This is a genomic window from Mycobacterium sp. IDUB_5 (genome assembly GCF_055419565.1).
Map to the genome: position 1 here is coordinate 390365 of NZ_JBVAXX010000001.1, position 12634 is coordinate 402998.

Here is a 12634-nt window from a genome sequence, read left to right on the forward strand (position 1 = left end):
CGTCGTAGTCATGACGTATGTGATCGGCAGCGCGTGTAGGGACATCGTCGACAAGTCCTGCGTGCAGGAGTGCCCCGCCGACTGCATCTACGAGGGTGCGCGGGCGATGTACATCAACCCCAACGAGTGCGTGGACTGCGGTGCCTGCCGTCTGGCCTGCCGTGTCGACGCCATCTACTACGAAACCGACCTACCCGACGAGGAACTCGCACACCTCGAAGACAACGCGGCGTTCTTCAGCGTGGTCCTCCCCGGCCGCGACGCTCCGATCGGTGACCCCGGGGGTGCGCTTGCGCTGGGCCGGATCGGCGTTGACACGCCGTTGGTGGCTGCTCAGCCACCATCGACGACCGATCACCCCTGACGGACGAGCCTCGCCGTCCTGGCCCGCAGGAACCGGTGGGCGGTCAACCGGGTGATACCGGGGTGCCGTCCCAGCGGCTCGGTCACCACATCGGCACCGCTGTCGCGCAACCGATCCTGGAACAAGCCCTCGGACAACAGGTATGACGCTACGACAACCCGTCGGCCGCAGCGGCGCAGTGCGGTGACGGCATCGGCGACCCGCGGCTCCCCGGTCGCGGCGAACGCCAGTTCCACGCGTGAACCGAGCGTTGCCGACACCCACGCGGCGGTGGTGTGCAGGTCGTGCAGCGCTGCCGGGTCCGACGTGCCCGCGGCCGCGAGAACCACTGAATCGTCAGGGCGCCAGCCGGCTTCGACGAGTCGATCGACGACCACTCGGACCAGTTGCGGGTCGGGACCCAGCGCGGCGGTCACGGTGACGGCGGGATGACCGCTGTCATGCACGTGCGCGGGAATGTCGGTGGTCACGTGGTAACCGCGGGCCAGGAACGCCGGCACCAGCACGGCGGGCTCGTCGGCGTGGGCGTCGAGGACCTCGGCAGGCGTGGGTCCGATGACGTCGACGAAGGCGACGTGCACTGGGTGCTCGACCATCTCGGACACGCGGCCGGCCAGGTCGCCGATCAACTCGACGCCCTGCGGCTTGCGGGTACCGTGCGCCACCAGCACGTAGCTCATGACGCGTACGCCTCGTCGATGGGCAGCCGATAGCCGCGTTTGACGACGGTGGCCACCATCTTCTTGTCTCCCAACGCTGTTCGCAGCCGCAGCACCGCGGTTTCCACGGCGTGGGTGTCCGTGCCGCTGCCGGGGAGGGCGCGGAGCAGGTCGGCTCGCGATACCACCGCACCCGGGCGGTGGGCCAACGCACGGATGGTGGCCATCGCCGCCGGTGACATCGCCTTGACCGCTCCGTCGACCAGCACGCAATTGCCGCGAATCTCCAGCAGGTGCCCGGCCACCCGAACCGTGCGGGCCTGCAGCAGCGGCAGCTCGTCGGTGATGTGGCGGGCCAACGCGCCCAACCTCATTCGCTCCGGAGCCGACGTCGGCACGCCGAGCCGCACCAGCGGCCGGGCGGTCACCGGGCCCACGCACATCGCGTGCACGCTGCCGCGCAGCGCGGCGAGCAGCTCGTCCTCGACGCCGAGTTCCTGTGCCCGCATGAGCACCGAGGCCACCGCAGGTGCGGAGGTGAAGCTGACGGCGTCGAACTTCTCCTCGGCGATCCCGACGACGAGTGCGTCGAAGTCGCCGTGCCGCGGCGCGGGGTGCCAGCGGTACACCCGGATGGGCACCACGTCGGCCCCGGCGGCACGCAACTCGTCGAGGAATTCGGGGAACGGGTCCCAGTCGGCGGTCGCGCCGTGCAGCTGCACCGCGATGCGGGCGCCGTCGATCCCGCCTTCGAGCAGATAGTGCAGGACTTCGCGGGATGACTCCGAATCCGGGGACCACTCCTCGGGCAGGCCGGCGGCCCGCAGCGCTCCGGTGGCCTTGGGGCCGCGCGACACCACGCGGGCCTTGGCCAGCGCGGCGGTGAGCTCGGTCGCCAGGCCCCAGCCGTCGGCCGCGGCCATCCAGCCGCGCAGCCCGATACCGGTGGTCGCGACCACGATGTCCGGCGGTTCGTCGATGAGGGCACGGGTGCGTTGGCGCAGCTCGTCGTCATCGGGCAGCGGCACCATCTCGATGGCGGCCGCGCTGGTGACGGTCGCACCGCGCCGGGTCAGCAGCGCGGCGAGCTCGTCAGCGCGTCGCGCTGAGGTCACCGCGACACGGAATCCGGTGAGCGGCGACCAGTCCGGCTCACTCATGCCCGGCTGCTTCATGAGCACTGTCTATTCAGGTCGTGTTTCGCGCCGGTTACCTGGCCGTTGCGGCGCGGTGTCACCGCCGGGCAGGCCGTGAATTTCCGCTCACCGTCGCCGCGGGCCCCGTGTGAGGCTCACCAGACGTCCCCGTCGCGCCAGTCGCAGGCCAGGTCGGCGGCCGAATCCAGGTCGATTGTCGAGGTCACCGGCAGGACGAAGACGGTGCCGTCGTCGTCCGGGGTCCGCACCAGCCCGCTGGGTGCCAGCACGGAGGTGGTGCCGCGCCACGGCGTCCAGCCCCTGCTGGTGTAGAGCGGGCGCCCCAGCTCGCTGGTGCTCAGCGCGCCGAGGACGTAGCCGCCGCGGATCACCTGTTCGGCTGCCTCCATCAACGCGTGGGCCAGTCCCTGGCCGCGGTGGTCCTCCCGCACGGCGACCGCCTCGACGTATCCGCAGCGCAGCGCGGTGTCGCGGTAGAGCAGACGTCGTGCGACGACAGCGGCGTGACCGATGATCGCTCCGCGCTGACAGATGACCGCGTGCATACCGCCGAGCGCATGCTCCCAGTCGGCGTCGGAGAACTCACCGCCGTAGGCCTCGGTGAGCATGCGCCGCGCGTCGGCGCGGGAGTCGTCGTCGAGATCGGAGGTGTGGACGAGGCGGGCACGCACACCTGCAGGTCTACCAGGCAGACCGCTCGTCCGGCGGCGAGAACGGCGCTCTGGGTCGCGCCCAGTGCATCCGCACCGTCTGGCCCGGCCGGGTCTGCGCGATCGCGTCGACATCGTCGTCGACGACGACGCCGATCACCGGATAGCCACCCGTGACGGGGTGATCGGGGCCGAGCATCACGGGAAAGCCGTTGGGCGGCACCTGGATTGCGCCGCGCATCAGGCCTTCGCTGGGCAGCTGGCGGTCCGGCCACCGGTACTCCAGCGGCGTGCCCACCAGACGGATGCCCACGCGGTCGCTGCGGTCGGTGACCTGCCAGTTGGTGCGGATGAGAACGTCGGGGTCGACGAACCAGTTGTCGCGAGGCCCCGGAACCACCCGCAGGTCCACAGGGGCGTCGTCGAGCGCGGCCACCGGTGCCTGGTCGACTTCGGGGAACTCGTCGGTGTGCTCGCCGATACGCAGCACGTCCCCGGATGTCAGCGGTCGCGGTCCGATCGAGGACAGCACGTCGAAGCTGCGCGACCCCAGCACCGGCTCGACGTCGACACCGCCCCGCACCGCGAGATACGAGCGCAGACCCGACCGGGCCGGCCCCAGCGAGATCACGTCGCCGGCGCGGACATGGTGAACACTGTTGATGCCGAACGGGATTCCGCCGACCGCGGGATCGACGTCGGCGCCGGTGACCGCCACGGTCACGTCGCCTCCACACACGCGTGCGCTGAATCCGCCCAGTGTCACCTCGATGGTCGCGCGGTCGTCGGGGTTGGCCACCAGCCGGTTGGCCAGCGTGTGGGAGCGGCGGTCAGCGGCCCCCGAGCGGGTCACGCCGAGGTGTGACAGACCCGGTCTGCCGAGATCCTCCACCAGTGCCAGCGGGCCGGGCTGCAGGATCTCCAGCGTTACCTCGGTCATGGCGTCACCGCCCGGAACTGCACCCAACGTCCCGGGGTCAGCAGCGCGGGTTCGTCGCGGTCGACGTCCCACAGCACGGCGTCGGTCCGCCCGATGAGCTGCCAGCCGCCGGGCGATTCCCGGGGGTAGACACCGCTGAACGGACCCGCCAGCGCGACCGCACCGACGGGCACCTTGGTGCGCGGTTCGGCGCGACGGGGGACTTCGAGCCGATCGTCGCCGCCCAGGAGGTAACCGAAACCCGGTGCGAAGCCACTGAATCCGACCCGCCACGGACGTCCGGTGTGCGCGGCGACGACCCCGTCGACCGACAGGCCGGTCAGCCGGGCCACCTCGTCGAGGTCGGCCCCGTCGTAGACCACGTCGATGACGACGTCGGCCTCCCCGTCGGGGGGAGAGCTCGATTCGGCGATGCTGTCGGCGGCAGGCGCGACACGGCCGAGGCGTTGACGGGTCGGGGCCTGACACTCGTTGTCGGCCAGGATGACCAGGACGGTCTGCGCGGCGGGCACCAGGTCCACCACGCCGGGTAACTCGGCCGCCCGCAACGCCTCCGTCCAGGCGAGCACCTCGGCCGTGTCACCGAATTCGAGGAGCAGGCCACGATCGCCGTAGTCGTGGATCGCCTCTGCTGTCACACCCATCTGCCAACGCTACCGTCGCGTGCGGGGTTGAATGCAGCAATGGGTGGGGGGTCGGCGCGCGCCGGCGCGCTGATGACGGTGACCGCCATGGTCTCGGTGCAACTGGGAATGGCGGTCGCGGTCAAGCTGATCGACCACATCGGCTCGGACGGGACCGCGTGGCTGCGCCTCGCGTGGGCGGGCTTGATCCTGCTCATCTGGGTACGGCCTCGCCCGTCGGCGTTCACGGCCAAGACATTCGGCATGTGCGTCGTACTCGGTGTCGTGAGCGCCGCGGTGTCGCTGTTCTTCATGGCATCGCTGGATCGGTTGCCGCTCGGGACCGCGACAGCACTGGAGTTCCTCGGCCCGCTCACGGTCGCCGCCGCGCACGGTCGCGGACTCGCGCGGGTGTTGTGGCCGGGGCTGGCCGCTCTCGGCGTGATCCTGCTCAGCCAGCCGTTCAGCGGTGGGGTCGACCTGAAGGGCGTGGTGCTGGCGCTCGCCGCGGGCGCAGCCTGGGCGCTGTACATCCTGCTGACCCAGAACGTGGGCGATCAGGTTGCTGGTGTGACCGGGCTGGCAGTGTCGATGCCGATCGCCGGGTTGGTGTCGACGTTCACAGTGAGCACGACGGTGTTCGAGCGGATGACATGGCAGGTGGTCCTGATCGGCCTGGGCATGGCGATCCTGCTGCCGGTGGTCCCTTTCGTGCTCGAACTGCTGGCGCTGCGCCGCCTGACGACGGCGGCGTTCGGCACGCTGATGTGTCTGGAGCCGGCGCTGGCGTTCGTCGTCGGCTTCACGTTGCTGGATCAGGAGCTCGGCGTCTCCGCGATCATCGGCATCTTCGTGGTGGTGATCGCGGGTGTCGGAGCGGCGCGCAGTGGCGGCCGGCAGGCGGACATGCACATCGAGGTCGGCTGAGCCGACGATCCGGCAGAAGTGGGTCAGCCCACCAGTTGGTATGTGGGCTCGCGGCGTTTGATGATCGCGATCACGCGGTAGGTGATCGGCAGCATGACCACCTCGACGGCGGTCTTGTAGACCCAGCCCAGGGCCGTGTAGACGGCAAAGTCCTTGAAGGTCGTGATGCCGATCGCACTCGCGGCGATTGTGCAGAACACCAACGTGTCGCCGAGCTGACCGACGAACGTCGACCCCACCAGCCGGGCCCACAGGTGCTTCTCCTTGGTGCGCTCCTTGATCGCCACCACCACCCATGCGTTGAGGGTCTGCCCGACGATGAAGCCGGCGAGTCCGGCGACGATCAGCTGGGTGTAGGCGTGGACGATGTTCTCGAAATGCTCCTGGTTGGTGTAGAAATCCGCGGCGGGTAGATAGATGGTCACCCAAAAGGCAAGGGCAGCAAGGATGTTCATCGCGAACCCGGCAAAGATGGCCCGTCGTGCCGCCTTGAATCCGTACACCTCGCTCAGCACGTCGCCGATCACGTAGGTCAGCGGGAACACGATGAAGCCGCCGTCGGTGATGATCGGGCCGAACGCCACGCCCTTGGTGGCGGTCACGTTGGAGATGATCACCAGCGCGGTGAACACCGCGACGAGGATCGGATAGTAGGCCGAGCCGACGCGCGCGAAGGTGGCGTGCTGATCAGTGTTGGGCTCGGTCACCGGCCCATTAGATCAGCTCAGCGCCGCCGCGATCATCGGCGGCAGTTTGTCGACGACCACCGGGTAGGACAGCACCGAGGCGTAGGCGATCGCACCGGCGAGCTCTTTTCCGGTGAAGACGGTGTGCTTGCCGGTGGTCGCCCGCGACGCGGCGACGATGGGGTCGGCCAGCAGAGCAGCCTGTTCCTCGTCGCTTTCGGTGGTCCAGATGACGACGTCGGCGGAGTCCAGCACCTTCGCGAGCCGATCCCGGGCGATGGTGCCGTCCGCGTCCGCGAGGGTCAGGCCCATGTCGGTGAGGAACGCGCGCCGCCAGCTCGGGCCGGTCACGCGGGCGCCCGCGCCGTCGACCCGGCCGTCGAGCAGCAGCACCGTCTTGTTCGCGAACTCCGGGTGGTCGTCCTTGACCTTTTTCAGCGACGCGTCGATGTCGGAGACGAGCTTGGCCATGTCGTCGCGGTGGAACGTGGCCTGCCCGATGAGCGCGGCCTGGTCGCGCCAGGGTTCGAAGAAGGCGTTTCGGCCTGACTGCGCGATGGTGGGGGCGATGGCCTTCAGCGCCTGGTAGGTGTCTTGATCCAGGCCCGCGTTGGTCGCGACGATGAGGTCGGGCCGGGCCGCGGCGATCTGCTCGATCTGCATGCCGTCGGCCAGGGACAGCACCGCCGGCGTCGCGCCGCCGAGCCGGGCCTGCGCCCAGGGCCAGACGCCGAAGGGCTCGCCGCCGAACCAGTCGGTGACCGCAACCGGCACCACACCGAGGGCCAGCAGGTCGTCGGCGTCGTTGAGTCCCGCACTGACGACGCGCGTCGGCGGTTTGGGGATCGTGGTCTCCCCGAAGGCGTGGGTCACGGTGACCGAACCGTCGGAGGCCACCGCGCCCGGCTTCTCGGATCGACAGGCGGTCAACAGCGCCGCCGTCGCTGTCAACGCCAGAACGCTTCGCCGGGTCCACACTTCGGGCACCCGGCGAGAATATAGAGCCGGTCTCCACGTCGCCGGACATTGCCGAGCTATGACGTGAGCGGGAGACCCTCGTCGAGGAAGTTCAGCCCAGCGACGATCGCGGCGGGATCGATGGGGGTGTTGTGCAGTGCGGCCATCATGACGCCGGTCATCGCGCCGGCGGTGATGCGCAGGCGGGGGTCGTCGGTCGGCAGATCGAGCCGGGTCGCGAGAGCCTCGGTGATCTTCTCGATGGTTTCTATGTAGGTGTCGTAGAGCGCGCCGCTGGCTTCGGGCAGCGAGTAGAGCAGCCGCTGGCGGGCCATCTCATCACCCCACTCGGGGTTCTCGATGCCGGTGAACACCTGCTCGACGGCGTGCCGGTAGGCGGCAATCGGAGACAGTTCGGGGGGCGCGGCGAGGAAGAGCGCGATGATCGGTTCCATCAGCTGATCAGGGATCAGGAGGGCGGTTTTGGTGGGGAAGTAGCGGAAGAAGGTGCGCGGGGAGATGTCGGCTTCAGCCGCGATCTGCTCGACGGTGGTGTTGGGGTAGCCGAATTGCTCGAACAGTCGGAAGGCGGCGAACCGCACCGCTTCGCGGGTCTGACGCTTCTTGCGCTCTCGAAGCCCCTCAGCGTGGTCGGGGGACATCCTCCGATTGTCGCTCAGTCACGCGCGGACATCTGCGATTCGGGTTAGCGGAGGACGAGCGTCACACTCAGGGCGACCATCACGACGGCGATGGTGCCGTCGAGCACCCGCCACGTGCGCGTCGACGCGAAGTAGCTGCGCAGCCGCGTGGCTCCGAAGCCCAGCGCGGTGAACCAGACGGCGCTGGCCGTGACGGCACCGACGCCGAACAGCCAGCGATTCTCGCGATGTTCGTTCGCCAGGGTGCCGAGCAGGACAACGGTGTCGAGGTAGACGTGCGGATTGAGGAAGGTCAGCGCAAGGCAGGTGGCAAGCACGCCGGCCAGGCGCGCGGGCCGGGCGTCGGCGGGGGTCAGTGCACCAGGGCGACACGCGCGGCGCGCGGCGAGGAGCCCGTACACGAGGAGGAAGGCAGCGCCGCCGTAGGTCGCGAGTGAGACCAGCTGGGGGTGGGCGCTGACGAGGGCCCCGAAGCCCGCGATGCCTGCGGCGATGAGGACGAGATCGGACACCGTGCAGACGGCGACGACCTGCAAGACGTGTTCACCGCGGATGCCCTGCCGGAGCACGAAGGCGTTCTGCGCGCCGATCGCCGCGATCAGCGCCATCGAGGTGGCGAACCCGGTCAGCACGATGAGGGCGGTGGTGGTCATGACGATGACGGTAGGGATTGTGCAGAGAGTAATACAGCTAAAGTTTCTTCAGATTGTTCAGTTGCGCTAATGCGAGGGCTTGCCGTCGTGTGTTGGCCGCGGAGCCGCCTCGCCGTCCGAAGCAGCGGCTGAGGAAACCGTTCGGGAAATTTCGGGCCTAGCCCACCAAGCCACCAGCGATGCAGGCGAAGATTTCGAGGCTTGTCCAACGCTCGTTCTCACACTCGTGCGCCGTGCAGGGTCATCCAGTGCAGGCGCTGCCGAACCGACAGGCCGCCAGAGTGGAGGGGGTGGATACGAACGACTAGGACCACAGTCCAAGATCAAGCCGCCACGGTACGGTTCTCAGTCCAATCCCACGCCTTCAGCCGGCCGACACCGTGAGATGAAGACGGTCGACGATGCGCAGTGCCTGCGCTGGGTCGCCGCCGTCGAAAACGGCGGCATGGATGCCCCGCATAGCTCCGGTGATCGCGTGAGCTGCTGCTGGGACATCGGTGTCGGGGTCGATTGACGTACCTTCCGCGCACCGCTCCAGGATCTGCGCGACGGCCTGCTCGAAGGTGTCGTGCCAGCGGAGTGCGAAGCTGTCTGAGCGAGGAACTCCGAGGTCGCGGAAGAGTACGTGCGCAGAGGGCGTGGCGTAGATGGCTTCGGCGGACAGCCGCAGAAAGGTTCGCAGCTGCGGGAGCGGCTCGTCCGGCCATCGAGCAGCTTCGTACTGGCGACGCATGGCCTCGACCAGGACCGTGGCGGCGTTGTCGATCGCCGCTCGAAAGAGTTCGCGCTTGCTGTCGAAGTGATGGAAGGCCGTTCGCAGCGCGACACCGGAGTGTCGCGCAACAGCGTCGACGGTGATCTGGCTGTAGTCCTGCTCGCGCAGGAGCTCCTGTGTGGCGACCATCAGACGCAGATCGGTAGGGGCGGAATGTGTCCCACGCGCGGACGCCGCGTTGACCCACCGATGCACGGTGGATGAATGCACACCCAACTCTTCGGCAACGGCCGACACACGCTGTCCGCGGAGCACTCGTTCGACAGCGGCCTGCCGTACCGAGGTTCCACGGCTCGACCTCCCGGCCATCCGAGCATCCTACGAGGATCGCACCTTGCGACTATTGCATGTCGCATGCAATAGTCGCACCGGGCGGTTCCGACCGCCTCGTCGAGCTCACGTATCGGACAGTCGACATACAGAGGAGGCTCCTCGTGACTCACGACGACCGGATCACGCGCGCGCTGGTGACCGGTGCCAGCTCGGGTATCGGGGAGGCGTTTGCGAAGGCACTCGCCGCACGCGGCTGTGACCTGGTTCTGGTCGCTCGCCGACAGGATCGGCTCGACCTGTTGTCCCAGAGTCTCGAGGCGCAGCATGGGATCTGCTGCACGACTGTGGCTTTCGACCTGTCCGTGCCGCGACCGGGAGCACGATTGCGGGCACTCGTCGACGGCGACGTGGACCTGCTGGTCAACGCCGCCGGGTTCGCCGTGCAAGGTCCCTTCGTGGACGGCGACGCTGAGGATTTCGCGCGCGTCCTGGCCGTCGACATCGGGTCGGTCGTCGACCTCTGCCATGCATTCCTGCCGGAGATGATCCGGCGACGTCGTGGCGCAATTCTGAACGTCTCCAGCACCACGGCGTATCAACCGGTACCGACCCTGGCCGTCTACGCTGCCGCCAAGGCGTTCGTGGTCAGCTTCAGCCAATCCCTCTGGTACGAAGCGCGACGACACGGCGTCACGGTCTTCTCCTTCGCACCAGGACCCACCCAGACCGAGTTCTTCGACGTAATCGGCGACACCGCCACTGCCGTGGGCCGCATGCAGACCGCCGACCAGGTCGCGGCGGCAGGATTGCGTGCGCTCGATCGCCGCTCGACACCGCCCGCTGCGGTCTCTGGAGTCGGCAACTCGATCGGCGCTGCACTGGCCCGACTAGTCCCACGGCGGGTGCTCATGCCGGCACTCGCGCGGTCACTGCGACCAGTGACGTCGGAGAGGTGATCACCCGGTCGGCGGTGTGCCACGACGAATCTCGTTGCTTGAAAAACTCATTCACCTCCAACGACAGGAGCACGCGATGATAGTGGTCACCAGCGCAGCAGGTGGTGTCGGACGCCCCCTGGTCCGACAGCTCGCCGCAGACGGACACGCCGTACGGGCGTTCGTCAAGAACGAGGACCAGGCGCGACGTTCGCGAAAAGACGGGGCGAGCGACATCGTGATCGGCGATTTGAGACGACCGGGCGATCTGGAGAACGCGCTACGCGGAGCCCGTCAGCTCTACCATGCTGCCCCGACCCAGCTGGTCGACGAGGTGCCCGTGGCCGAACGACTGATAGCGGCAGCAAATGCCGTACAGCTCGATCAGATCGTGTTCCACTCGGTCATCCACCCCGACATCGCCGAACTCCCTCACCATCGGCAGAAGCTCGAGGTCGAGGGGCTCCTGCGCGATTCGGAACTGCCCGTGACCGTGCTTCGCCCCTCGCACTACATGCAGAACGTGCTGGACTTCCGAGACTTCTTCGGCGCCGGACTGCTCCCATACCCCACGTCGCCAGACAGTCGAATGGGCGTCGTCGACGTGGACGACATCGCCGCCGCGGCGGCCAACGTCTTGATCAACCCCGAGGAACACATCGGCAAGACCTACGACCTGTCGACGGTGGAGCTCACCCGCCACGACATGGCACGAATCTGGAGCCGAGTGCTGGGCCATTCCATGGTCGCGGTTCGAATTCCGCCGCGAGCCTTGAAGAATCCGTTGACGGCGGTCGGACCGTTTGGTTCCGCGATCGCCCGGTCGTTGTTGTCGACCAGATTGCGTTCCCTTCCCCACGTCGTTCGAGGATTGCGCGCGGCGCCCAACACCCGAGGGTTTCGAAGCTGGTCGTCCGATGCGCAAGATACCTACGCGCAGATGATGGAGTATTACGACGTGAACGGATTGCCGGCGGGAAACTTCGATGACTTGTCAAAGGTGTTGCCGAGGAAACCCATTGATTACGAACACTTCGCTCGTCGTTCCGCCGCGGCGCGCGATTGACGTCGCGGTGTGAGGTCGACGGGTGCCGGGGGTCTGCTTGTTCGGGGCGGAAGATGCGGATCGACTGTGCTGAAAGGCCTTGTGCGGCCGGCGGTAGACCATCTGCCGCTCACAGGAAGAGGGTGACGGGATTGGCGTTCACCAGGCCATGAGTGACGAGCAGCGGCCACATGGATCGGTAGCGCGCCCACAAGAGACCAAGGAACAGCCCGGTTATCCCTTGGTTGACGATCACGTTCGCCAAGTCCAGAGCGAGGTTGCCGCTGCCCTGAATTGCGATGTGCCACGAAGCCCACACGAGCGATGACAGAATGACCGCGGGCCACATGCCTCCCAGAATTCGAGTCCACCGTGTTTGCAGCCATCGTCGGTAGAAGAATTCTTCGACGACCGCGTTGATGACGAAACCGGCGAGAATCACGACGACCAATGTGAGGCCGTGGATGTCGGGGGGTCGGGCGAGACCGTGAGGGGACAATGCCATATAGGCGGTAGCCCATCCCAGGACGGGGATCATTGGGCGCCAGTTCACTTGGGTCTTGCCGGTACACGCCGTGTCGAGATCGTCGGTGGCCCTGGACCGTCGGCGGGCCGATGTGAACAGCAGCAGCGGGCACAGTACGAGCAGGGCGATCTTCAACAGGGTGTCGGTCGGTTCAGTCGGCCCGCACAGTGTCAGCGATACCGTGAACGCCACGGCCAGCGCGAGCAGGGCGAAAGCCTCTGTGCGGTCTGCCTTTGCGCGGCTCACCCTGTCGGCGCTTGCCGGTGCCCCGTGTGGGACGAGCAGTGCGAGGGTGACGCCGACCGCTGCGGGCAGCCACGGATGCCACATCGGAACGGTGTCAGTGCTATCAGCAGTGAACCGGATCTGACCGTCGGCGCCGAGGATGACGGCGAGCGCTGCGGCGACATAGATCCCAACACCGACCAGGACGATGGTCGTGCCGATCGGCCTCCGTACGGGGTGGATGAGGGCGTCGGGAGAGGACACGTCAACGAATGTAGCGGCCAGATCCTGTCTCGCCAGACAGCGGCCGATCCAGCCACCGGACAACCACGACGCATCGCTAGCCCTGTGGCATGACGGATTCCGGCAAATATGCCTTGGCGGAGGGTCTTTCGAGACGGCCAGGACTTGTGTGCGGTCGACCCGGGCTAGACACAAGCCGACCGATGCCTGGACGTGATCCGGCACAATGGGCGACATCGACGCCGATGGCGCCTGACCAGAATCATGACGTGTGACGTTGAAGTCACCTCACGAAAGGGCGGATGTGAGCGAACGCGGCGTGGAACACGTGCCC

15 protein-coding genes and 1 pseudogene are annotated in these 12634 nt (G+C 67.5%); 4 read left to right on the top strand and 12 right to left on the bottom strand.

The annotated features are described in order from the left end of the window. The first annotated feature begins 10 nt into the window (after window positions 1-10). The gene (gene fdxA / locus ACZY1G_RS01875; RefSeq protein WP_463813335.1) at window positions 11-364 is read left to right on the top strand and encodes a ferredoxin; all 354 of its coding nucleotides are present in this window, start codon (window positions 11-13) and stop codon (window positions 362-364) included. Here the strand turns inward: fdxA and ACZY1G_RS01880 are convergent. The 5 genes from ACZY1G_RS01880 to ACZY1G_RS01900 all read right to left on the bottom strand — a co-directional run bounded on the left by ACZY1G_RS01880 (window position 355) and on the right by ACZY1G_RS01900 (window position 4414). Then, complete coding sequence (locus ACZY1G_RS01880; protein ID WP_463821443.1) at window positions 355-1044, bottom strand: sirohydrochlorin chelatase; 690 nt, start codon at window positions 1042-1044, stop codon at window positions 355-357. The genes fdxA and ACZY1G_RS01880 overlap by 10 nt on opposite strands. Further along, on the bottom strand, window positions 1041-2183 hold the full coding sequence (locus ACZY1G_RS01885) for a uroporphyrinogen-III synthase (protein WP_463813337.1): 1143 nt from the start codon (window positions 2181-2183) through the stop codon (window positions 1041-1043). The genes ACZY1G_RS01880 and ACZY1G_RS01885 overlap by 4 nt, the downstream gene beginning before the upstream one ends. A 131-nt stretch (window positions 2184-2314) precedes the next feature. Beyond that, the gene (locus ACZY1G_RS01890; protein ID WP_463813338.1) at window positions 2315-2851 is read right to left on the bottom strand and encodes a GNAT family N-acetyltransferase; all 537 of its coding nucleotides are present in this window, start codon (window positions 2849-2851) and stop codon (window positions 2315-2317) included. Between the two features lie 10 nt (window positions 2852-2861). Beyond that, window positions 2862-3770: a 5-oxoprolinase/urea amidolyase family protein gene (locus ACZY1G_RS01895; RefSeq protein WP_463813339.1), complete on the bottom strand. Its 909-nt coding sequence runs from the start codon at window positions 3768-3770 to the stop codon at window positions 2862-2864. Then, window positions 3767-4414 (bottom strand): 5-oxoprolinase subunit B family protein, encoded by a 648-nt coding sequence (locus ACZY1G_RS01900; protein WP_463821444.1) that lies wholly within the window; start codon window positions 4412-4414, stop codon window positions 3767-3769. The genes ACZY1G_RS01895 and ACZY1G_RS01900 overlap by 4 nt, the downstream gene beginning before the upstream one ends. Before the next feature lie 39 nt (window positions 4415-4453). On the opposite strand from ACZY1G_RS01900, the gene ACZY1G_RS01905 reads away from it, so the two are divergent. Further along, on the top strand, window positions 4454-5320 hold the full coding sequence (locus ACZY1G_RS01905) for an EamA family transporter (protein ID WP_463813341.1): 867 nt from the start codon (window positions 4454-4456) through the stop codon (window positions 5318-5320). 23 nt (window positions 5321-5343) lie between these two features. On the opposite strand, the gene ACZY1G_RS01910 is transcribed toward ACZY1G_RS01905, so the two are convergent. The 6 genes and pseudogenes from ACZY1G_RS01910 to ACZY1G_RS01935 all read right to left on the bottom strand — a co-directional run. Further along, on the bottom strand, window positions 5344-6027 hold the full coding sequence (locus ACZY1G_RS01910) for a queuosine precursor transporter (RefSeq protein ID WP_463813342.1): 684 nt from the start codon (window positions 6025-6027) through the stop codon (window positions 5344-5346). Between the two features lie 12 nt (window positions 6028-6039). Further along, window positions 6040-6993, bottom strand: a complete 954-nt coding sequence (locus ACZY1G_RS01915) for an ABC transporter substrate-binding protein (RefSeq protein ID WP_463813343.1) — start codon at window positions 6991-6993, stop codon at window positions 6040-6042. Window positions 6994-7040: 47 nt separating this feature from the next. Then, a complete protein-coding gene (locus ACZY1G_RS01920) occupies window positions 7041-7625 on the bottom strand; it encodes a TetR/AcrR family transcriptional regulator (RefSeq protein WP_463813344.1) in 585 nt (194 codons plus the stop codon). A gap of 44 nt (window positions 7626-7669) precedes the next feature. Continuing rightward, window positions 7670-8278 carry an L-lysine exporter gene (gene lysE, locus ACZY1G_RS01925; protein ID WP_463821445.1) on the bottom strand — a complete coding sequence of 203 codons (609 nt, stop codon included), beginning with the start codon at window positions 8276-8278 and terminating at the stop codon, window positions 7670-7672. 364 nt (window positions 8279-8642) lie between these two features. Next, entirely contained in the window at window positions 8643-9182 is a 540-nt protein-coding gene (locus tag ACZY1G_RS01930; RefSeq protein ID WP_463814811.1) for a TetR/AcrR family transcriptional regulator, read from the bottom strand. Window positions 9183-9233: 51 nt separating this feature from the next. After that, window positions 9234-9362 (bottom strand): annotated as a pseudogene (locus tag ACZY1G_RS01935) (helix-turn-helix domain-containing protein); the annotation flags it as partial. A gap of 125 nt (window positions 9363-9487) precedes the next feature. Here ACZY1G_RS01935 and ACZY1G_RS01940 point away from each other — a divergent pair. Together ACZY1G_RS01940 and ACZY1G_RS01945 are read left to right on the top strand one after the other, a co-directional pair. Continuing rightward, complete coding sequence (locus ACZY1G_RS01940; protein WP_463821446.1) at window positions 9488-10282, top strand: SDR family NAD(P)-dependent oxidoreductase; 795 nt, start codon at window positions 9488-9490, stop codon at window positions 10280-10282. A 76-nt stretch (window positions 10283-10358) separates the two neighbouring features. After that, window positions 10359-11327 carry an SDR family oxidoreductase gene (locus ACZY1G_RS01945; RefSeq protein WP_463821447.1) on the top strand — a complete coding sequence of 323 codons (969 nt, stop codon included), beginning with the start codon at window positions 10359-10361 and terminating at the stop codon, window positions 11325-11327. A gap of 109 nt (window positions 11328-11436) precedes the next feature. Here ACZY1G_RS01945 and ACZY1G_RS01950 read toward each other — a convergent pair whose 3' ends face one another. Then, a complete protein-coding gene (locus tag ACZY1G_RS01950) occupies window positions 11437-12384 on the bottom strand; it encodes a lysostaphin resistance A-like protein (protein WP_463821448.1) in 948 nt (315 codons plus the stop codon). Between the last annotated feature and the right edge of the window lie 250 nt (window positions 12385-12634).